The sequence below is a fragment of the Paenibacillus tarimensis genome (genome assembly GCF_021532315.1).
GTDB lineage: Bacteria > Bacillota > Bacilli > Paenibacillales > Paenibacillaceae > Paenibacillus_I > Paenibacillus_I tarimensis.
On record NZ_JAKGAO010000009.1, the window covers coordinates 202,130 to 223,418 of the forward strand.

The 21,289-nt window shown below is 53.5% G+C and carries 18 protein-coding genes; 14 read left to right on the forward strand and 4 right to left on the reverse strand.

The window, feature by feature from the left end; all coding sequences use genetic code 11:
• The first annotated feature begins 172 nt into the window (after positions 1 to 172).
• The 7 genes from L1N82_RS09750 (at position 173) to L1N82_RS09780 (ending at position 6,171) form a co-directional block, all read left to right on the forward strand.
• Positions 173 to 676, forward strand: a complete 504-nt coding sequence (locus L1N82_RS09750) for a phosphatidylglycerophosphatase A family protein (protein WP_407946733.1) — start codon at positions 173 to 175, stop codon at positions 674 to 676.
• 225 nt (positions 677 to 901) lie between these two features.
• The gene (locus L1N82_RS09755) at positions 902 to 1,090 is read left to right on the forward strand and encodes a glutamate decarboxylase (protein ID WP_111148371.1); all 189 of its coding nucleotides are present in this window, start codon (positions 902 to 904) and stop codon (positions 1,088 to 1,090) included.
• A gap of 114 nt (positions 1,091 to 1,204) precedes the next feature.
• Positions 1,205 to 2,071, forward strand: a complete 867-nt coding sequence (accD, locus tag L1N82_RS09760; RefSeq protein ID WP_235287188.1) for an acetyl-CoA carboxylase, carboxyltransferase subunit beta — start codon at positions 1,205 to 1,207, stop codon at positions 2,069 to 2,071.
• Positions 2,061 to 3,086, forward strand: coding sequence for an acetyl-CoA carboxylase carboxyltransferase subunit alpha (locus L1N82_RS09765; RefSeq protein ID WP_235287189.1), 1,026 nt, complete (start codon positions 2,061 to 2,063; stop codon positions 3,084 to 3,086). The genes accD and L1N82_RS09765 overlap by 11 nt, the downstream gene beginning before the upstream one ends.
• Before the next feature lie 283 nt (positions 3,087 to 3,369).
• Positions 3,370 to 5,124, forward strand: a complete 1,755-nt coding sequence (gene pyk, locus L1N82_RS09770) for a pyruvate kinase (protein WP_235287190.1) — start codon at positions 3,370 to 3,372, stop codon at positions 5,122 to 5,124.
• 145 nt (positions 5,125 to 5,269) lie between these two features.
• Positions 5,270 to 5,755: an acyl-CoA thioesterase gene (locus L1N82_RS09775; RefSeq protein ID WP_235287191.1), complete on the forward strand. Its 486-nt coding sequence runs from the start codon at positions 5,270 to 5,272 to the stop codon at positions 5,753 to 5,755.
• 23 nt (positions 5,756 to 5,778) lie between these two features.
• The gene (locus L1N82_RS09780; protein ID WP_235287192.1) at positions 5,779 to 6,171 is read left to right on the forward strand and encodes an FxsA family protein; all 393 of its coding nucleotides are present in this window, start codon (positions 5,779 to 5,781) and stop codon (positions 6,169 to 6,171) included.
• 65 nt (positions 6,172 to 6,236) lie between these two features.
• Here L1N82_RS09780 and ytvI read toward each other — a convergent pair whose 3' ends face one another.
• Complete coding sequence (ytvI, locus tag L1N82_RS09785; RefSeq protein WP_235287193.1) at positions 6,237 to 7,358, reverse strand: sporulation integral membrane protein YtvI; 1,122 nt, start codon at positions 7,356 to 7,358, stop codon at positions 6,237 to 6,239.
• Between the two features lie 158 nt (positions 7,359 to 7,516).
• Here ytvI and ppk1 point away from each other — a divergent pair, with 158 nt between their 5' ends.
• Positions 7,517 to 9,580 carry a polyphosphate kinase 1 gene (gene ppk1 / locus L1N82_RS09790; RefSeq protein WP_235287194.1) on the forward strand — a complete coding sequence of 688 codons (2,064 nt, stop codon included), beginning with the start codon at positions 7,517 to 7,519 and terminating at the stop codon, positions 9,578 to 9,580.
• A gap of 6 nt (positions 9,581 to 9,586) precedes the next feature.
• On the opposite strand, the gene L1N82_RS09795 is transcribed toward ppk1, so the two are convergent.
• Complete coding sequence (locus L1N82_RS09795) at positions 9,587 to 11,101, reverse strand: Ppx/GppA phosphatase family protein (RefSeq protein ID WP_235287195.1); 1,515 nt, start codon at positions 11,099 to 11,101, stop codon at positions 9,587 to 9,589.
• A gap of 338 nt (positions 11,102 to 11,439) precedes the next feature.
• Between L1N82_RS09795 and citZ the strand changes: the two genes are divergently transcribed.
• From citZ to L1N82_RS09825, 6 genes are all read left to right on the forward strand, one after another.
• Complete coding sequence (gene citZ, locus L1N82_RS09800; protein ID WP_235287196.1) at positions 11,440 to 12,552, forward strand: citrate synthase; 1,113 nt, start codon at positions 11,440 to 11,442, stop codon at positions 12,550 to 12,552.
• Between the two features lie 147 nt (positions 12,553 to 12,699).
• Positions 12,700 to 13,992 (forward strand): NADP-dependent isocitrate dehydrogenase, encoded by a 1,293-nt coding sequence (gene icd / locus L1N82_RS09805; protein WP_235287197.1) that lies wholly within the window; start codon positions 12,700 to 12,702, stop codon positions 13,990 to 13,992.
• 56 nt (positions 13,993 to 14,048) lie between these two features.
• Positions 14,049 to 14,990: a malate dehydrogenase gene (mdh, locus tag L1N82_RS09810; RefSeq protein ID WP_235287198.1), complete on the forward strand. Its 942-nt coding sequence runs from the start codon at positions 14,049 to 14,051 to the stop codon at positions 14,988 to 14,990.
• A 126-nt stretch (positions 14,991 to 15,116) separates the two neighbouring features.
• Positions 15,117 to 17,387: a DNA helicase RecQ gene (gene recQ / locus L1N82_RS09815; RefSeq protein WP_235287199.1), complete on the forward strand. Its 2,271-nt coding sequence runs from the start codon at positions 15,117 to 15,119 to the stop codon at positions 17,385 to 17,387.
• A gap of 60 nt (positions 17,388 to 17,447) precedes the next feature.
• A complete protein-coding gene (locus L1N82_RS09820) occupies positions 17,448 to 17,885 on the forward strand; it encodes a hypothetical protein (protein ID WP_235287200.1) in 438 nt (145 codons plus the stop codon).
• A gap of 33 nt (positions 17,886 to 17,918) precedes the next feature.
• A complete protein-coding gene (locus tag L1N82_RS09825; protein WP_235287201.1) occupies positions 17,919 to 18,875 on the forward strand; it encodes a sugar kinase in 957 nt (318 codons plus the stop codon).
• A gap of 115 nt (positions 18,876 to 18,990) precedes the next feature.
• Here L1N82_RS09825 and nagA read toward each other — a convergent pair whose 3' ends face one another.
• Together nagA and nagB are read right to left on the reverse strand one after the other, a co-directional pair.
• Positions 18,991 to 20,205 carry an N-acetylglucosamine-6-phosphate deacetylase gene (gene nagA / locus L1N82_RS09830; protein ID WP_235287202.1) on the reverse strand — a complete coding sequence of 405 codons (1,215 nt, stop codon included), beginning with the start codon at positions 20,203 to 20,205 and terminating at the stop codon, positions 18,991 to 18,993.
• Complete coding sequence (nagB, locus tag L1N82_RS09835) at positions 20,189 to 20,926, reverse strand: glucosamine-6-phosphate deaminase (RefSeq protein ID WP_235287203.1); 738 nt, start codon at positions 20,924 to 20,926, stop codon at positions 20,189 to 20,191. Before nagB ends, nagA begins: the two co-directional genes overlap by 17 nt.
• Between the last annotated feature and the right edge of the window lie 363 nt (positions 20,927 to 21,289).

Genomic DNA, 21,289 nt, shown 5'->3' on the forward strand with positions numbered 1-21,289 from the left:
GCGCAGCAGGCGCTAATCCCGGATGTCTTCTTTTTTGGCACACGATTTAACGAAAAACTGACACATCGGGCCGGGATTGCGCATATACGTAGAAGTACACAGGACAAAGCCTGTAACCATGCGGCTCCACCGACAGATCGGGTGGGGGCGCCCGTAGACAGGAGGTATGCGGTTGACTGGCGCTATAGAAGAATGGCTGGAGCGAAGGGGTGTACGCATCGAAGAGGTGGCGGAGATCGTGCACAGCCTGCAGAGGCCTTATAATGACAAGCTGACACTGGAAGACTGCCTGGAGAGTGTCCGTGCTGTGCTGGGCAAGCGTGAGGTGCAGTATGTGCTGTTCACGGGTATGGCGCTTGATGAGCTCGCGGAACGGAAGCTGCTTCCCGAGCCGCTGCAGGCGATCATGGAATCGGATGAGTCCTTGTATGGCGTGGATGAGACAGTGGCTTTGGGCATTGTTCATGTTTATGGCATGATTGGATTGACGAGCTTCGGTTATTTGGATAAAGTTAAGCCGGGTATCATTGACAGGCTTAACCGGGATACAGAGCATATTCATGTCTTTCTGGATGACCTGGTAGCAGGGCTTGCCGCAGCCGCCTCGGCACGGATTGCCCATCAGGACCCGGCAGCGAAGGATTACGGCCTGCCGCGCTGGGCAGATCCCGAATAACCGGTATGAAGGTTTAGCATGTCCGCAGCTATGAAATATTTTAATCTGTTTTTCCCCATGGAGCAGTTCTCGGAAAAAGCCGCCCGGGCCAAGCCTTTTAGCGAGTATTATGCTTGATTTACAGGCATTCGCGGCCGCCCGGTTTGTTGCGGCCCAAAGCGGTCTTATGATATCATTATGGCAATAAACGGCCTCATTCCGAGTATTTTAGGGGGTACCATTTTAATGTGGACGGTAATCTATATCGCTCCTACTGCCAAGATTTCGGAGAGGATCAGGACGCGATTGACTGAAGAAGGCTTTATGGTGAAGGTCCGTCCCGTCAATCTTTCCAAGCATCAATTTGAGATATTGGTTCCATCCGGGGAATTGGAAGAGGTTCAGGAAGTGCTTAATTCCATTCTCCATTCATGACGGCTCATCCCCGGAAGTGCCGACACCGGCCCGGAACGACAAGCATAGCCTCGCTGGAAGGCGCGCCGGCCGAGATGTGTGTCACTAAACTATTGCGCCTTGTGAGGTGTCCCGATGTTTAAGGATTTGTTTCATAAGAAGAAATACGCCACGGTACCATCCGAACGTCCTAAACGGGATATTCCGGAAGGTCTGATGAATAAGTGTGCGAAGTGCGGTAACATTCAATACAGTAAGGAATTGGAGAAGAATCTGAAAGTATGCTCCTCATGCGGCCATCATTTCCGGCTGAATGCCTGGGAACGGATTCAGATGATTATGGACGACGGGCGGCTGACCGAATTTGATGCGGACATGCTGTCCGAGGACCCGCTCGGTTTCCCTGGTTACGCTGATAAGCTGGAGCAGCAGAAGATGAGTTCCGGCCTGAAGGATGCTGTTGTAACCGGCGAAGGAGAAATCGGCGGGTTTCCCGTTGTTGTAGCCGTAATGAGCTTTGATTTCTTCAGCGGCAGCATGGGCTCTGTTGTCGGGGAGAAAATCACGCGCGCAATCGAACAAGCCCACGAGAAACAGCTTCCGGTTATTATCTTCTCAACATCCGGCGGTGCGCGTATGCAGGAAAGCATACTCAGCCTTATGCAGATGGCGAAGACGAGTGCGGCTCTGGCAAAGTTCCAGGGTGCAGGCGGATTGTTCATATCGGTTATGACGGATCCGACCATGGGCGGGGTAACGGCGAGCTTTGCGAGTCTCGGTGATTACAATCTGGCTGAGCCCGGCGCTCTGGTCGGATTCGCCGGAAGGATCGTCATCGAGCAGACGATCAGGCAGAAGCTGCCAGACAACTTCCAGACAGCGGAGTTTAATATGCAGCACGGGCAGCTTGATATGGTCGTACACCGCAAGGAAATGAAGAGTGTGCTAACCAAGCTGCTGGACATGCACATGGTGAAGGAGGTTGTACCTCATGGCGGGTGAGCTTTCCTTTGAAAAGCCGCTTTCCGAGCTTCGTAACAAGATTGACGAGCTGAAGCGGTTCGGCCAGGAGAAGGGTATTGACTTTACGGATGAAATTAATCGGCTTGAGCAGCGTTACGCGCAGCTGGAGCAGGAGCTCTACAGCGAGCTCACGCCTGCCCAAAAGATGCATCTGGCTAGGCATCATCAGCGGCCGACATCGCTTGACTTTATCCAGACGGTCTTCACGGATTTCCTTGAGGTCCACGGTGACCGCCTTTTCGCAGACGACCTGGCCATTGTCGGCGGGCTCGCGAAGCTGAACGGTATACCGGTAACCGTCATCGGCCACCAGCGCGGCAAGGATACGAAGGATAATATTGCGCGCTTCTTCGGCAGTCCGCACCCGGAGGGCTTCCGCAAGGCGCTTCGCCTCATGCAGCAGGCGGACAAGTTCAAGCGGCCCATTATCACGTTCATCGATACGAAGGGTGCTTATCCGGGGAATACGGCTGAGGAACGTGGCCAGTCGGAGGCTATTGCCCGCAACCTGCGCGAGATGGCTACCTTTGGCGTGCCGATTATCTGTGTAGTTATCGGTGAGGGCGGCAGCGGCGGGGCGCTCGCTCTTGGAGTGGGCAACCGGGTATTAATGCTGGAGAATGCCATTTACTCCGTTATTTCGCCAAACGGCGCTGCCTCCATTCTGTGGAAGGATGCCTCGAAGGCGGATCAAGCGGCAGAAGCGATGAAAATTACAGCCAAGGATCTGAAGGATTTTGGCATTGTGGAAGAGATTATTCCCGAGCCGCGTGGCGGGGCGCACAGAAATCTCGAGCAGCAGGCGGATTCCATCAAGGATGCGCTGTGGCGCCATCTTCAGGAGCTTTCGGCCATGACACCGGATGCACTTGTGGAGGACCGTTATATGAAGTTCCGGAAGATCGGCATCTATGCATCGGCGGCCGCTTCCAGCGGAGAAGCCGGCAAGGATGAAGAGCAGCTTACGGAACCGATTGAAACAGCCCCCCTTTAAATGGTAATATGGTGAGGCAAGGTGCGGAAAATCACGATCTGTGAAAGATGCTGTCGAAAAACTGTAACCAAAATGTTGTTGAAAAATGGTAAATGCTACTGTACAGATCGACGGTATTCGTGTAATTTTAACAGAGACGTGTTGAACACAGCTTCCCCGCAACAGCTGCGGGTGAAGCATTTTCTTGCGGGATAGGAGCGTAAACTGCGTCTTTGCTTTGCAGCTTGTGCAGAGTGACGCCTCTATTTCCCACAAACAGGTAGATAAACGGAGGAAACCACTAATGCGGAAAACGAAGATCGTATGCACTATCGGCCCGGCCAGCGAATCGCTTGATAATCTGAAGAAGCTTATTATGGCAGGTATGAACGTTGCTCGTCTCAACTTCTCCCACGGCGACTTTGAAGAGCACGGCAACCGGATTAAGAATATCCGTCAGGCAAGTGCAGAGCTTGGCAAGAGCGTAGCTATTCTTCTCGATACCAAAGGACCGGAAATTCGTCTGGGCAAACTGGCTGAAGAGCCGATCGAGCTTGAACAGGGCGATTACATCGTGCTGACTACGGAAGAAATTCAGGGCGATCGTAACCGTGTGCCGGTTACATACAAGAATCTGCCGGCTGACGTTCAAGTCGGTTCCACGATCCTCATCGATGACGGTCTGATCGGATTGACGGTTGTTGACATCCAAGGCACAGAAATCAAATGCCAGATCGTTAACAGCGGACCAATTAAGAGCAAGAAGGGCGTTAACGTGCCAGGCGTTCATATTTCTCTGCCGGGCATCACAGAGAAAGACGCTGGCGATATCGTATTCGGCGTCGAGCAGGGCGTAGACTTCATCGCCGCTTCCTTCGTTCGTAAAGCAAGCGATGTGCTTGAAATCCGTGAGCTTCTTGAGCGTCACAACGCTTCCCATATCCAAATCATTTCCAAAATCGAAAACCAGCAGGGCGTTGACAATCTGGATGATATCCTTGAAGTGTCCGACGGTCTGATGGTTGCGCGCGGCGACCTTGGCGTGGAAATTCCGGCCGAGGAAGTTCCTCTCGTTCAGAAGCAGATGATCGAGAAGTGTAACCGCGCAGGCAAGCCGGTTATTACCGCTACTCAAATGCTCGACTCCATGCAGCGCAACCCGCGTCCAACTCGTGCGGAAGCAAGCGACGTGGCGAATGCAATTTTCGACGGAACGGACGCAATCATGCTTTCCGGCGAAACAGCTGCAGGTAAATACCCTGTGGAATCTGTTCTCACGATGTCCCGGATCGCGGAGCGTGCAGAATCGGCTCTGCAGTACCGTGAAATCTTTACAAAGCAGGCGAACGCTCAGCAGACGACCGTAACGGAAGCAATCAGCCAGGCTGTTGCCAACTCGGCGCTTGACCTGAACGCCAACGCCATCATTACGTCGACTGAGAGCGGCTATACGGCACGTATGATCTCGAAGTACCGTCCGAAGGCACCGATCATTGCGGTAACGCCTGTTGAGCAGGTCCTCCGCCGTCTGGCTCTCGTATGGGGTGTCATTCCTGCACTTGGCACACCGGCAGAGACAACAGATGAAATGTTCGATATCGCTGTTCAGGGCGCGATCACTACTGGTCTTGTCCGTCTCGGCGACACGGTTGTCATTACTGCGGGTGTTCCGGTGGGACGTTCCGGTTCCACAAATCTGATCAAGATTCATACAGTAGGCGATCTGGTTGCCAAGGGGCAGGGCATCGGTACATTGGCCGCTACCGGTAAGGTTGTTGTTGCACGCACGCCGGAAGAAGCCATATCGAAGATGCAGCGCGGTGACATTCTGGTTACCCCTTCTACAGATAAGGAATTTATGCCGGCAGTTGAGAAAGCGGCAGCGGTTATTACGGAACAAGGCGGCATCACGAGCCATGCAGCAGTTGTTGGCTTGAATGTTGGCATTCCGGTCATCCTGGGTGTCAGCAATGCAACTGAGCTTCTCAAGGACGGTATGGAAGTTACGGTATATGCAGAAGCTGGCGTGATTTACACGGGACAAGCAAGAGTACTGTAAGCTGGACAAGCCCGGATAGATATGAATAGCAAATGAGCCTCTACAGGCAGAACAGAGCGATGGTGCTGGCACCGTCGCTCTTTGTTTCATCATTGGTACCATTCAATAGAATGAAGTGGTAAAATCAAGAGAAGGAAGGGATAGCATGGCTGTTAATTGGCATATGCACCGCCTCCGTGTCCGTTACCAGGAAACAGACCAGATGTCGGTTGTTTATCACGCCAACTATGCGAATTGGTTTGAGATCGGAAGGACGGAATATATCCGGGATGCAGGGGTTCCTTACCGGGCTTTTGAGGACAAGGGCCTCCTGCTGCCGGTCACCGAGCTTGTAATTAAATTCGAGAAGCCGGCTTTGTATGATGATCTGGTACTGATTTGTACAAGGGTTGCTGAGATGAGTCCGCTCAGGGTTGCATTCGAATCACAGGTACGCCGTGTGCTGCCGGAAGAGGCTGGCGGGGCAGAGACGGAGGCCACGACAACTGCCGGCGATCCGCCGGGAGAGCTGCTTGTCAGGGGCGCAACAAAGCATGTTTGGGTTAACCGGGACTGGAAGCCTCACCGCCTTGACAGGGCAGCGCCTGAGCTGTATGAGCGACTGCAAAGCCTCTACAACAGCTCTAAGTAGGACACGAATAGGGAGGCATCACGATGGGGAAATGGATACTGCTTGCAATTGTTATCATACCTGCGATAGAAATCTGGGGTATACTCCGGATGGGCAGCTGGATCGGGGGCACAGCAACCTTCCTGCTTATCCTGCTGACCGGCGTAATTGGCGCCTACCTTGCCCGCAAGGAAGGGCGGAAGGCACTGCTTGAAGCACAACGGCAGATGCAGAGCGGCCAGATACCCGGCCGTACGCTGCTGGACGGTATTTGTATCGTTATTGGCGGTGTACTTCTGCTTACACCGGGCTTCATAACGGATGCGGTCGGATTCTCCCTGCTTATTCCGCCTACGCGGATGATGTACCGGGGAATTCTGCTTAAGTGGCTGGAGAAGCGGCTGCGCAGCGGCCAGTTTGTTGTCCGCCGCTGGTAAGCTGATTTATTACGCTAGGCGTGCTTAGGACATGCTCGCCGCAGGCTTCATCTCTGAGCACGCCGCTATTTTCTTCGTTGTCCGTATTTTATGAAATAATAGGTATCCCGGAAAACATCCGCTTTCTGGAAGGCTGTAAGCACGACAAGGGCGACAGGGCCGATAATGAGGCCAAGCACTCCGAACAGCTTTAGACCGACAAACATAGATATCAGCATCGGGAGCGGCTCCATGCCTACACTGCTTGCCAGTACCTTCGGTTCAATGATTTGTCTGGCGGTGACGATGACAATGAATAGGACCGACAGACCGATTCCCAGCGATACATCACCGTAGAAGAAGACATAGATAATCCAAGGCACAAAGACAAGACCAACCCCAAGGTAGGGCAGCAGGTCAACGAGGCCGATGAGCAGGCCGATTGTGACAGCATAAGGAACCCGGAGGATAAGCAGACCAATAATGATCAGGACAGCCGTAATGGAGATGATGATCAGCTGGGTGCGTATGTATCCGAATAGTGCCTTTTGAACATTAGTAGTCACAATAAAGGTCATTCGCCTGATCTTAGTGGGAAACCAGCTGTTCACACGGGTGGTATAGCGGTACCAGTCCTTGCTCATGAAGAAAGCGGCCATTACTACAATCACCGAAATCATGGCAAACGTTGGGAGTGAATAAATCATCCGGATCAGGAAGTTGAAGAAGAAGGAAGCGGCCTGCGAAAGGGCATCCGTTATAACGGTTGTTGACTCCGCGGCATTTGTTTTAATCGTTTCCTCCATTTCCGGATGCTTCTCATAAAATTCTGTGATGTGGTTAGTCAAATTCTGTATTTCTTTCCGCTCCATGAGCTTCTGAATGGTTTCGCCCCACCATGCTATAGTGGTATCCACTTTACCGGATAAATAGATGATCTCGTTTACGATGCGGCTTACCAGTGCGGTCGCAATGCCGCTGATCAGCCCGACGGCAACGAGCAAGGTAGAGATGACGGCCAGCCAGCGCGGAAATCGAGCCCTGCGCTGCAGCCAATTGATGAGCGGGTTAAGAAGATAGGCCAGCAGCCAGCCGAGTACAAACGGGTAGACAATCGGTGTAAGATACATGATGGCCAGAACAACTGCAGTAATAAAGGCTGCAACCCACAAAGCGCGCGTGGTCCGCTGCCAGAATACTCGATCCATATTCGTCCTCCTTTCGGCAGTGGTATGTTGCTTGTACATTACCACCAGGACGGATGCTTTACGCAGGCCGAGCATGTTTACTTTGCAGAAAGAATATTTTAACATTTACATAATAAATATGTCGCATAATGGGAGAAAATGACGGGGAGGATCCGGGTATGACCAGACAGTTGTCCCAGTACGTGAATCGAGATTTAAGCTGGATCGAATTTAATAGAAGAGTGCTGGAGGAAGCCCAGGATGCAAGCAATCCGCTCCTCGAGCGGGCGAAGTTTTTGGCCATTGTTACATCCAACCTGGATGAATTTACTAGCGTGCGCGTAGCCGGCATACAGGATCAAGTGAAAGCGGGCCTAACTAAAATCGATTATACGGGTTATTCACCGGCAGGCCTTTGGAAGCGGCTGATGAAGCGGACACAGATGATGGTAGCGGAGCAGTACCGCACTTATCGGGATGTGCTGAGAGGATTGGCGAAGGAAGGCATTATCATACGTTCCTATGAGGAACTGAATCCAAGCCAGCAGGAATCGCTTGAAGACTATTATAATGATATCGTCTTCCCGGTTCTCACCCCGATGGCATTCGATCAGAGCAGGCCGTTTCCTCTCGTGCATACGAAGGAGCTTTATCTGGCTGTCCTGTTGCGCAAGGACGGGCACACGAATGAAGAGGAGCCTTATTTTGCCGTTGTGCAGGTTCCTTCTATTCTCCCCCGCTGTGTAAAGGTGCCGGGCAGAGGCAACAGCAAGAAGCTGGAGTATGTGCTGCTGGAGGATATTATAGAGCGGCATATGGATACGCTGTTTTACGGATATAAGCCGTTCTCTGTCTGTCCCTTCCGTGTCACGCGCAACGCGGACCTTACGCTTAACGAGGAAGGTGCAGAGGACCTCCTGGAGGAGATTGAGAAGGAGCTCAGGAAGCGCAGATGGGGCATGCCTGTTCGGCTTGAATTTGCCAAGGGGATGAATGAATATGCTTTGGCGGTGCTGCAGGAAGAGCTTGAGATTGGCGAGAATGTCGTTCCGATTGAAGGGCCGCTCGATCTGTCGTTTCTGATGAAGTTTGCGAACGCGATCCCCGGACGGGACAACCTGCGCTATCCGCCGATGGAGCCTGTATATCCCCGTGAATTCGAACAGGCTGAGGACATGTTCGAGGTGCTGAGGCAGCGGGATGTGCTGCTGTACCACCCGTACGAGTCTTTTGAGGCGGTTAATGACTTTGTGCAGCAGGCAGCCTCCGACCCGGATGTGCTGGCAATCAAGATGACATTGTACCGCGTCAGCGGTCAGTCTACTCTTGTACGGGCACTGGCCAAGGCAGCGGAGGAAGGAAAGCAGGTCACGGTCGTTGTGGAGCTGAAGGCAAGATTTGACGAGGAACGGAATATTGCATGGGCCCGCCAATTAGAGAAAGCAGGCTGTCATGTGGTATACGGGCTGGTGGGTCTGAAGACGCATGCCAAAATCCTGCTCGTTGTGCGCCGGGAAACCAATTATTTGCGTCGTTATGTTCATGTTGGCACAGGCAACTATAACGGCAATACGGCCAAGCTGTATACGGATGTCGGCCTGTTCACTTCTCATCCGGTTATCGGGGCAGATGCTTCCGCCTTGTTTAACGAGATGACAGGTTATTCGGCGCCATATGAATGGCGGGCATTTGCCGTAGCTCCAAGCGGTCTGAGGAACAAGCTGTATGAATTAATAGACAGAGAAAGCGAGCACGCCCGGGAGGGCCGGCCGGCTCATTTGATTGCCAAGATGAATTCGTTATCCGACCAGGGAATGATTGATAAGCTGTATGAGGCTTCACAGGCGGGCGTCAAGATTGAGCTGATCGTACGCGGGGTATGCTGTCTGCGCCCGGGCGTTCCGGGCAGAAGTGAGAATATCAGGGTGATCAGTATTGTGGACCGTTATCTTGAGCACTCCAGAATTATTTATGTCAGCAACGGGGGACAGGAGGAGGTTTATCTGTCGAGCGCGGATTGGATGTCCCGGAATCTGACTCGCAGAATCGAACTGATGTGTCCGGTGTTCGACCCTTCCCTTCGCAAGATCATGATTAATATTCTGCAGCTCAACCTGCGCGATAATGTCAAGGCAAGAGAGCTGCAGTCGGGCGGCGGCTATGTGCGGGTGTGCAATGAGCTTACCCCGTTCAGAAGCCAATTCGAAGCCAAGGATACACCGGAGTGGAAAGGTTATGTCTAGCGGTTTCTAGAGAAGGGTGGGGATAAGACCCCACACCTTCTTGAAATCGGCAGCCATAGTTTCTACTTCCTTTCTCTCCATGTCAAGAGGCGCTGAGGCAGAGCTGGCTGTTAGCAGCAGCTTCGAGCTTTGAAGCTCAATATCGAGCTTCATGATAAGCTGTGACTTGCTGCGGTCCAGCGCGATAGCAAGCTGAAGCAGAGTCCCCAGTTTATAAATCAGGTCAAGATCCTGTTCCAGGAGCGGAGGCTGAAAGGCATGGTGAAGATGCCGGGCTCCGCTCTTGTTTTTGTAGGAAGCGATCGCCGCTGCCAATATAATTCCTCTGTGAGACAAGCCGTTCAGACGGCTGTTCGTCATCAGGTAGAACGTATGCTTGGCGTAATGATAATAATCAATGCTTGCTCCAATCCGGAACAGCGAAGATGCCGTGTGAAGCCATACAGTCGCATCCTTGTCCAAATCAGAGACAGGCCGAAGCGTCTCATAGAGCTGCATCGCCAGCCGGTTTACCTGGCCGACATGTCCATGCGGCACATCGGGGTATAGAGCCTGCAAATTGGCGATGCTGTACTCCAGTACATTATCTAGCCTGCTCCCTTCCTCCAGCAGCGAGTCATAGAAGAGACCGTCACGGAGGCCTGCGCCGCATACAAGATAATGGCTTGCCTGTGCAGCCCGGCTGAAGCAGCGCAATATGGCAAGTCCCGGAACGATGAGATCGGCTCTGTCCTTTGATAAGCCAGGTGTTTTCTTGCGCTTGTCCAGGGGCAAACTGCGAAGCTCGCCAAACAGGCTGTCCATCTCCTCGATAGCCATCTCATAGTTATGCGTAAGCGGGAGCGGGTATTTGATTTTGGCCTGCTGGATTTTGGCGGCTGACCGTACTGTTCCTCCTACTCCTACAAGCGGAAGATCCGGGAACTCCTTGATCCAGGGCACAGCATCAATTGCCTGAAGAATATAGGCTTCAAGCTCCTGCAGGCCGGACTCCTCAAGCATGCCCTTTCGCGTATAAGCCTTGGCCAGATTCACGCAGCCGAACGGGAAAGAGAAGCTGCGCATCAGGCTGCCATCCCGGAAGAGCGACAGCTCAGTGCTTCCACCCCCAATATCGATCAGGAAGCCGTCCCGGATGCCCATGGTATTGATCATACCGAGAAAGCCGTAGGCGGCCTCCTGTTCGCCGCTAAGGATCTCGATGTCCATGCCGGTTTCCCGCTGCAGGTGCTCTACAACTTCATCGCGGTTGACCGCGTTGCGGATTGCTGCTGTGGCGACTGTACGCACTCTGCCTGCGCCGTGATGCTGGCACAGCAGGCGGAAATGCCGGAGTGTAGCGACAAGCCGCTGGACTGCGGCCTCGTTCAGACGGCCCTCTTCGTCAATTTGATCGCTGAGCCTCCCGGCCTGCTTGCTGCTGTCCACTACCCTGTAAGCTCCCAGAGCTGTCCGTTCATAAATGACCAGGCGGATCGAGTTAGAGCCAATATCGATAATACCGATTCGTTGTTCCGTCATATCATGGTTGTCCTTTCTGCTTACTGAAATCCGGTATCCAGCTAACCTTTTAGGTTAGTTTACCACTAAGGCAGGGTAATACGAAAGCGGATGTAAAATGCGGTTATTGTGGAGTTATTGTGGGAATAATTCCCTTGTAGCCAGCTTCGGCCAAAAGTCAACGTTTTACTGCAAAATAATCAGAAAAAAACTTTATGGTGGCGATAAAGCATTTTTATTTCTCTTTTTGTTCACATCCCTGACAAAATCCTATATGATTAAAAAGATGCATGGGCTAGAAATGATTTCGTTTACATTGCATAACGATGGCACATTTTGACGTTAAAGGAGAGAGAAAGATGACAGCAACCAAAGGACTTGAGGGCATTGTCGCCACTACATCGTCAATCAGCTCGATCATTGACGGCGTGTTGACTTACCGCGGCATTAACATTGATGAGCTGGCGGAGCATGCGACGTTTGAAGAAACCGCATACCTGCTTTGGTACGGCAAACTGCCGAACGCGACCGAACTGAAAGGTCTGATGGATGAATTAAGTGCCAATGCCGCAGTACCTGCCGAGGTGCTTGAGCAGATAAAGCTCTATCCTAAGGGAACAAACTCGATGGCCGCTTTGCGGACAGCGGTTTCAAGCCTAGCGCTGTATGATGAGTCGGCTAACGATATGTCAGCCGAAGCCAACCTGCGCAAAGCCATCAAGCTCCAGGCCCAGCTCCCGACAATTGTCGCCGCATTCGCCCGCATCCGGGAAGGCCAGGAACCGATCGCTCCGAAAGCGGGAGCAACGATTGCCTACAATTTCCTTTATATGCTGACAGGACAAGAGCCCGAAGAGGTTGCTGTGAAAGCGCTCGATCAGGCGCTTGTGCTTCATGCGGACCATGAGCTGAACGCCTCTACGTTCGCAGCACGGGTAACCGTCGCCACACTCTCCGACATCTATTCCGGCGTTACCTCCGCAATCGGCGCCCTCAAAGGACCGCTGCACGGCGGCGCCAATGAAGCGGTTATGGTTATGCTCGATGAGATCGGCTCGGTTGACAACGTAGAGCCTTACATTAACGAGAAGCTTAACAATAAAGAGAAGATTATGGGCTTTGGCCACCGTGTCTACAAGAACGGCGATCCGCGGGCCAAGCATCTGCAGCATATGTCTCGTGAGCTCGGCAAGCTTACTGGAAACATGGAGCTCTATAATATGTCGGTCAAGATTGAAGAGCTTGTAACAGGCCAGAAGGGTCTTAAGCCAAATGTGGACTTCTATTCGGCATCCGTCTATACGAACTTGAAGATTGCCCGTGACCTCTTTACGCCGATCTTCGCGATCAGCCGGGTGTCGGGGTGGACTGCGCATATTCTGGAGCAGTACGAGAACAATCGTCTGATTCGTCCGCGCGCCGAATATACGGGGCCGGCGGATAGTCCGTTTATTCCATTGGAGCAGCGTTAAGCAAAGTATCCAGTTAGGTTAACAGAGCCGGGAGATAAGGGGCGGGCAGGACGGTAACATCGTGAAATGATGGCGTCCGACCCTCCCGGAGCAATTGTGTTATAATAAACAAGCAAAATAAGAAGTTGATAAGGAGGAATTCATTCGATGCAACTGGAAAAATTTGCAATGCCAACCGAAGGTGAAAAAATTACGATTCAAGACGGTAAACTGCAGGTGCCTAACAATCCGATTGTCCCTTTTATTGAAGGTGACGGTACAGGACGTGATATCTGGCGCGCTTCCAAGCGGGTTCTCGATGCAGCGGTTGAGAAGGCATATAAAGGTGAGAAAAAGATCGCCTGGTACGAGGTCTTCGCCGGTGAGAAAGCATTTAATACATACGGCGAGTGGCTGCCTGCTGATACGCTGACTGCCATTCGTGAATACATTGTTGCCATTAAGGGGCCTCTCACAACCCCGATCGGCGGCGGCATCCGTTCCCTGAACGTAGCGCTGCGCCAGGAGCTGGATCTGTATGTCTGCCTGCGTCCTGTCCGTTATTTCGATGGCGTGCCTTCGCCCGTTAAGCGGCCGGAGCTGGTTAACATGGTTATTTTCCGTGAGAACACGGAGGATATCTATGCCGGTATTGAATACCAGGAAGGCTCCGATGAAGTGAAGAAAGTGATTGCATTCCTGCAGGAGCAGATGGGCGTGAAGAAAATCCGCTTCCCGGAAACATCCGGCATCGGGATCAAGCCTGTATCCTCCGAGGGCTCGAAGCGTCTTGCCCGCGCTGCAATTGAGTATGCGATCAAGCACGGCCGCAAGTCCGTTACGCTTGTCCATAAGGGCAACATTATGAAATTCACAGAAGGCGCGTTCAAAAACTGGGGTTATGAGGTCGCTGAGCAGGAGTTCGCTGACAAGACATTCACCTGGGGACAGTACGACCGCATCAAGGAAGCCGATGGCGTTGACGCGGCGAACAAAGCCCAGGCGGAAGCGGAAGCAGCAGGCAAGGTCATTGTCAAAGACGCCATTGCAGACATCGCGCTGCAGCAGGTGCTGACTCGTCCTACCGACTTTGATGTCATCGCTACGCTGAATCTTAACGGTGACTACCTCTCTGACGCACTGGCTGCTCAGGTCGGCGGGATTGGCATTGCGCCAGGCGCGAACATCAACTATCTGACCGGCCATGCGATCTTTGAAGCGACGCACGGCACGGCTCCTAAATATGCGGACAAGGACGTTGTAAATCCAGGTTCGGTTATTCTCTCCGGCGTCATGATGCTCGAGCATCTGGGCTGGCAGGAAGCGGCAGACCTGATCTACAAAGGCATGGAAACCTCGATCAACAACAAGACAGTAACCTATGATTTCGCGCGCTTGATGGACGGCGCCACAGAAGTGAAATGCTCGGAGTTTGCGGACCAAATCATCAACAATCTGTAAGCTAGCGGTCGGTCAGCGGCCCGGCATTTCAGGAATTCATAGGAGGTTGGCAGGGCATGGCAATCAAACGGAATAAGATCACAGTCATTGGTGCAGGTTTCACGGGTGCGACTGCAGCACTTATGCTGGCGCAAAAGGAGCTGGGGGATATCGTACTAGTCGATATTCCGCAGCTTGAGAATCCGACCAAGGGCAAAGCGCTTGATATGCTGGAGTCAACACCTGTGCAGGGCGTGGATGCGAAGATTACAGGCACTTCCGATTATGGCGATACGAAGGACTCGGATGTGGTGATTATTACGGCGGGTATTGCACGCAAGCCCGGCATGAGTCGCGACGATCTTGTCAACACGAATGCAGGCATTGTTAGATCAGTGTGCGGCAATATCAAGGCAACCAGCCCTGACGCTTATGTCATCATTCTGAGCAATCCGGTTGACGCCATGACATTTGTAGCGAATGAAGCACTTGGCTTTCCGAAGAACCGCGTAATCGGACAGTCCGGTGTACTGGATACGGCCCGCTACTGCACGTTCATCGCGCAGGAGCTTAACGTATCGGTGGAGGATGTCCGCGGCTTTGTTCTCGGTGGTCACGGCGATGACATGGTGCCGCTTGTTCGATATTCGAATGTTGGCGGTATTCCGATTGAGAAGCTGATCCCCGCAGACCGTATTGAAGCGATTGTTCAGCGCACACGAGTTGGCGGCGGAGAGATTGTTAACCTGCTCGGCAACGGCAGCGCATATTATGCGCCTGCTGCATCACTTGTTCAGATGACGGAAGCGATTCTGAAGGACAAGAAGCGAATAATCCCGGTTATCGCGCTGCTTCAAGGGGAGTATGGATACCATGACCTGTTCATGGGCGTGCCAGTTATTCTGGGCGGTGACGGTATCGAAAAGGTGCTTGAACTGGAGCTGACAGCGGAAGAGAAGGCGGCGCTGGACAAGTCTGCGGATTCCGTGCGTAACGTAATTAAAGTCATAACAGGCTGACAATAGAATGTTCTGCAGCAGTGCAGGGAGCACCTGCAGGCAAGGCCCTGACCTTTACGGCAGGGTCTTGCCGTGTTTAGCGGCCCCTGCATCTTTTTCTGCTGTGGTGAAAGGAAGGAAAGAGAAATGGCAGGTAAGCAGTGGGAACAACAATGGGAGGACCCCGGAGCAGGACAGCAGACAGCATTGGAACAGGCTGCGGTGCTGCTGAAGTCGGTGTACGGGTACGACAGCTTCCGCAAAGGACAATCGGATATTATCGGCGGGCTGCTGGAAGGGCGCGACACACTGGCAATTCTGCCGACAGGCGGCGGGAAATCGGTTTGCTACCAGATTCCGGCTATGCTCCTGGAGGGAACGACCGTTGTCGTATCGCCGCTTATCTCGCTGATGAAGGACCAGGTGGATGCACTGAACAGGCTGGGTGTCCCGGCCGCTTATCTGAACAGCTCGCTCGGCGCAACCGAGTACAGGGACGTTATGCGGTCGGCTGCGCGCGGCGACTACAAGCTGCTGTACATAGCACCTGAGCGGCTGGATGCTCCGGCTTTCTCAGGCCTGCTCTCTCAGATGAGGGTGCCTCTTATCGCTATTGACGAAGCCCACTGCGTTTCGCAGTGGGGCCATGATTTTCGCCCCAGCTACAGGCAGCTCGCCGGATGGATTGGCCGGCTCCAAGACCGGCCGCTTGTTGCCGCATTTACGGCAACGGCAACGCCGGATGTGGCCGAAGATATATCTGCCATGCTTTCACTGCGGAATCCCAATGTATTCGTTACCGGATTTGCCCGCTCGAACCTGTCGCTTTCCGTGCTGAGCGGAGGAGACAAGCGTGGTTATCTGAGGCAGTATCTGGCAGAGCGGCGGGAGCAATCAGGTATTATTTATGCTGCGACCCGTAAGGAAGTAGAGCAGCTGCATGCTGAGCTTGGCAAGTGGGGAGTGGAAGCGGGCAAATATCATGGCGGATTGAGCGATGCCGAGCGGACAGAGAATCAGGAGAAGTTCCGTTTTGACGAGCTGCGTGTCATGGTGGCAACCAACGCCTTCGGGATGGGGATCGACAAGCCGAATGTCCGGTATGTCGTGCACTATCAGATGCCCGGCGACATTGAGTCTTACTATCAGGAAGCAGGCCGTGCCGGTCGCGACGGCGAGGAGAGCGAATGCGTGCTGCTGTTTGAACCGCAGGATACGCAGATCCAGCGATTCCTGATCGATCAGGGAACCGGTGATGAATCCCGCAAATCCATCCAGCTGTCGAAGCTGCAGACCATGATGAATTACACGCGCACGGAGCGCTGCCTTCAGCAATTTATTGTGGAGTATTTTGGCGAAGCGGATGTCGCTCCCTGCGGCAAATGCAGCAGCTGCCTGGATACGAGCGAGCCGATTGATATAACAGCGGATGCACAGATGGCACTATCCTGTGTTGGCCGGATGAAAGGCCGGTTCGGGGTCGTAATGGCAGCAAAGGTGCTGAAGGGCTCCGGAGAGAAGAGAATCCGGGAATTTGGTTTGGACAGGCTGACGACCTACGGTCTAATGCGCAGCCGTTCCGAGAAGGAGATCGCGGACCTTCTATACTGGCTTGTTGCCGAAGGTCTGCTGCGGATGAGCGACGGACAGTATCCCACAGTCGCCTTAACAGCGAAGGCACTGCCTGTGCTTGAAGGCAAGGAGACGCTCTACCGCCGTAAAACCGTTCTGTCGCAGCCGTCCCGTAAAATCGCGGGGGGTGCGGCACAATCCAGTAACGCCGTCAATACCCCGCTCTTTGAGGCTCTTCGCGCTTGGCGTAAGGAGGCAGCCGCTACAGAAGGCGTTCCGCCGTTCATGCTCTTCTTTGATGCCGCTCTGAGGGAGATGGCGGAGGCCCGCCCGCGGACGCTCGAGGACCTTCTTGGCATCAAGGGAGTAGGAACTGCGAAGGCGCAGAAATATGGCCGAGCAGTGCTCGGCTTGATAGCTGAGCATTCGGGCGGCGTAATAGACAGCGGCAGCAGTTTGATGAGGGATGAAGAACGGGTTGACAGCAATCCTGATCACGGAGAAAGAACGGATTACCGGAGAAGCAGCTCAAGGGATGAGGGCAAGGCGGAGGCCAGTCACACGGTAACCTGGGAAATGTTTCAGAGCGGCATGTCGCCTAAGCAGATTGCAGCGGAGAGGGGCATGAGCACTGTTACAATCGAGGGACATCTGATCCGCTGCGCGGAGGAAGGCAGCGAGCTGGACTGGTCCCGCATTGTGAACGAGGAACAAGAGGCGGCTATTCACCGTGCGGCTGACGAGCTGGGCGACGACAAGCTGAAGCCGCTGAAGGAAGCACTGCCCGATGAAATTGATTATTTTATGATTAAGGCCGTGCTGTGCAAGCGTAGAATGGGAGCCTGATTTTGTCTTTGAATTGCGATTGCAGTATACTATTTAATAGAATAATTTGGGGGTGCTGATATGTTGGATATTATGCTGCTGCTCCATGTAATTGGAACAGGCGGTATGGGCTTCTATCTGCTGCTGCCGTTCCTCGTAGGGCGTACCACGCAGCTGACAGGGGAAGGGCAGGCAGGTCTGGCCGAAGGGCTGGTGCTCGGCAACCGGATCGCACAGTATTTTCTGATTCTGCAGCTTCTTACCGGCGGTTACCTGATTTCACAGGCTGGTGAATACACCGTTGCATGGATGATTATCGTCATCGTACTGTTCCTGGCGATTGCTGCGCTTGGCGGAATCATGACCAAGCCGTTGAAGGGAATTGTCTCTTCAATCCGTTCAGGTAAGAGCGCAGCTGAGATGATCAAGCGCGTTCGCACGATGAGCCTGATTGTTCTGGTCATATATCTGGTTATTCTGTATTTCATGCAGTATCCGATGTACAAGCAAGTGGTATAAGCAGAAACAGCCAAAGCGAAGGGAGAAGGGAACGTGACTGGACAATCACCTGATTTGATTACATTCGGGGAAACGATGGCCTTGTTCATGACACCGGAATTTCGCGCGCTGGAGCATTCATCAGCGCTGGAGCACTCATTCGGCGGCGCAGAGAGTAATGTGGCGATTGGAGCGGCCCGCCTGGGCAGCTCCGTCGGCTGGTTCGGTGCGCTGGGTAATGACCCGTTCGGCACCCGTATTCTCAAGGCAATCCGCGGGGAAGGTGTGGATGTGTCCCGTGCCCGATTGCTGGCCGGTGAACAGACTGGCTTAATGTTCCGGGAGAGCATCGCCGGCAAGCTGGCGGTTCATTACTACCGGAAGCATTCGGCGGCAAGCCGGATGGAGCCTCAGCATCTTGACCAGGCATACATACAGGGAGCCAAGCTGCTCCATGTGACAGGCATCACCGCAGCCATTAGTGAAACCGCTCGCAATACGATGCTAGAGGCAGTTCGGATGGCGAAGGAAGCCGGCGTGACCGTCTGCTTTGACCCGAATCTCAGGCTTAAGCTATGGAGCGCAGAGGAGGCCCGCCGTGTCCTGCTGCCAATAGCGGAGGAAGCGGATTATTTCCTGCCCGGCTGGGATGAGCTGCAGCTGCTCTACGATACAGACAGCGAACAGGATATCATGACCAGGCTTGCGAAGCTTAAGGCCGTGTCAATTGTGAAGGGCTATAACGGCAGCACGCTAGTGCTGGAGCAAGGGAGCCGGACCGAAGTACCGTTCTACCCGGCTGAGAAGGTCGTTGACACGGTTGGTGCCGGGGACGGGTTCTGTGCAGGATTTTTGTCAGGTCTGCTGCGCGGACGAACAGCAGTTGACGCAGTGCGGATTGCCAGCATCTGCGGCTCGTTGGTCGTTCAAGGGCGCGGAGATTGGGAAGCGCTTCCCGACTGGCAGTCTGTCGAGCGTCTGCTTGAGGACCGGGCATGGGTGGAGCGTTAGTATTCTCCGTCTAATATCAAGAAGGAGCTCTCTCAGCCTGCCGGCTGGATGAGCTTCTTCTTTTTGTCCTGTAGGCTAAAGCCGGCTTTGCTGTAGTGGCAGCACAACCACACAATTATCCGGCGAGCTCACCGCCTATCCATGTGGCTTGATGCTCAAAATGTCTGTTCAGGAGCACCATGTCGGCAGACATACCGGGAGCGATGGTTCCAAGGTGGTCATCCATGCCGAGCAGGCGGGCGGGATTGGTGCTGGCTAGACGGCTGGCTTCCAGGGGACTAAGACCACAATGCTCGATGACAAAGCGGAAAGCGCTGAGCATGGTTAATGTGCTGCCCGCCAGGCTTCCGTCCTTCTGTAGTCTGGCTACACCATCCTCAACGGTCAGCGGAAGCCCGCCGAGCTCGTAGCTTCCGTCGCCAAGACCTGCTGCCGAGATGGCATCTGTTATAAGGATTATTTTGTCAGCCGGCTTGCAGCGCAGCAGTAGCCTGATGGCCCCCTCATGGACATGGTGGCCGTCAGCGATGATTTCGGTGCTGATACCGTCCATAGTCAAGACAGCACCTGCTGTTCCGGGCTCTCGATGGTGCAGGCCGCGCATCGCATTAAACGTGTGAACCGCATGCTGAAGTCCCGCGCCGGCCGCCTCCCTGATCACATCGTAAGATGCATCGGTATGCCCGCAGCTGGCAATAATCCCTTCTGATTTCAAAAACCGGATCAGCTCTGTTGCTCCTGGCTGTTCGGGTGCAAGAGTTACGATCTTGATGAGCTCCGGGTAATCTGCGGTCCACTGCTTCAGCCACACCGTATTCGGTTCTGTAATAAAAGCGGGATTTTGGGCGCCTGGCCAGCGCGGGCTGATGAACGGTCCCTCCAGATGAACCCCGAGCAGCCTGGCCCCCTTGCTGAGATCCTGCTCTCGCCAGGAGGCAGCAGCGGCAAGCATCCTTTCAATTGCAGGCTTGGATGCCGTCACAGATGTAGCCAGCATCCCGGTTGTGCCGTGGGCTGCATGAAAGCGGGTGATCTGCTCATACGATGGGATGGAAGCATCCATAAAATCACCGCCCGAGCCGCCGTGACAGTGGATATCAATAAAGCCAGGCAGCAGCCATCCGCCATGCGCATCAACAGCCGGACAGTCATTCTGGTGGTCCGGCGAAGGCTGTTCACCTGATAAGGTATGATGAGGCTCTGCTGCACCAGTTGCTTCTACCGCCAGAATTCGGCCATCCCGTATATGAACGCTGCCGAATATGACAGCATTGCCTGCTGCAATCTGCGCGTTGTAGAGACGCCACTCCGTTTTAGAGGCTGGAATCATGAAGCTCCCTCCCAGCATCGCGGTCCAGCAGAACGGTAACGTCGGCATGGGTCTGCAGCAATGATGCCGGGCATGCGGTTGAGATTGACCCAGCCAAAGCCTCACTAACAACTGCCGCTTTGTCTGCCCCTGTGACGACGAGCAGAATGGACCTTGCCTTCAGAATCGAACCCATTCCCATTGTAATGGCCTGCCTCGGCACTTCATCTTCCGAGTGGAAGAAACGCGCGTTCGCTGCGCGGGTTTCCGGCTCCAGGGTGACCAAATGGGTTCTCGCGGTCAATGCATGACCCGGCTCATTAAATCCGATATGCCCGTTATGGCCGATACCAAGCAGCTGCAAATCAATCGGATGCTCCTCCAGCAGGCTGTCATATCGCTGGCATTCGGCCTCGAGATCAGCTGCCATTCCGTCAGGTATGTATATGTTCCGAGGATTGAAGTCGGTATGCCGGAACAAGTGCTGCAGCATGTATTGCCGGTAGCTCTGCGGATGGCTTCCGGAGAGTCCGACATATTCGTCCAGATTGAAGCTCAGCGCTTTTGCGAAGGAAACGCGGCCTTGCGAATACAAGCTGACGAGCTGCTCGTAGATGCCGATAGGTGTTGAGCCGGTGGCGAATCCCAGCGTACAATCCGGTTTTTCCTGCAGAAGCTGAGTGATCAGCCTGGCTGCATAGGCGTAAAGTGCAGCCTTGTCGTCGAATCTCTTGATCTTCATCGCTTTAAGAGCCTCCTATCCAGAGTCCGGTTTTTCCTTAATAGTACCCCTACCTTTGCGGCTTAATCAACACAGCTGGATTGAAGCATTCGTAAATGGAATCAAGTGTATAGACAGAGGCCGTCCATAATGCTCAAGAGGCTCACCGGCTCCACAACTCTCATGTAAAGGGGGCTTCTACTGCTCTTGTATCATTGGGATGCGCATAACAGCGGAAAAGGGTACAATTGGAAGGATGAATCAATCGAATACCAATCACCGGAGATTTTTGCTATGCTAGCAAAAGTGGAAGTCTATATGACATATTTTAAGGTCTAGGGGAAAACGGCAAGTAAATCACCAAGCTGGATGCAGCCGATGGGA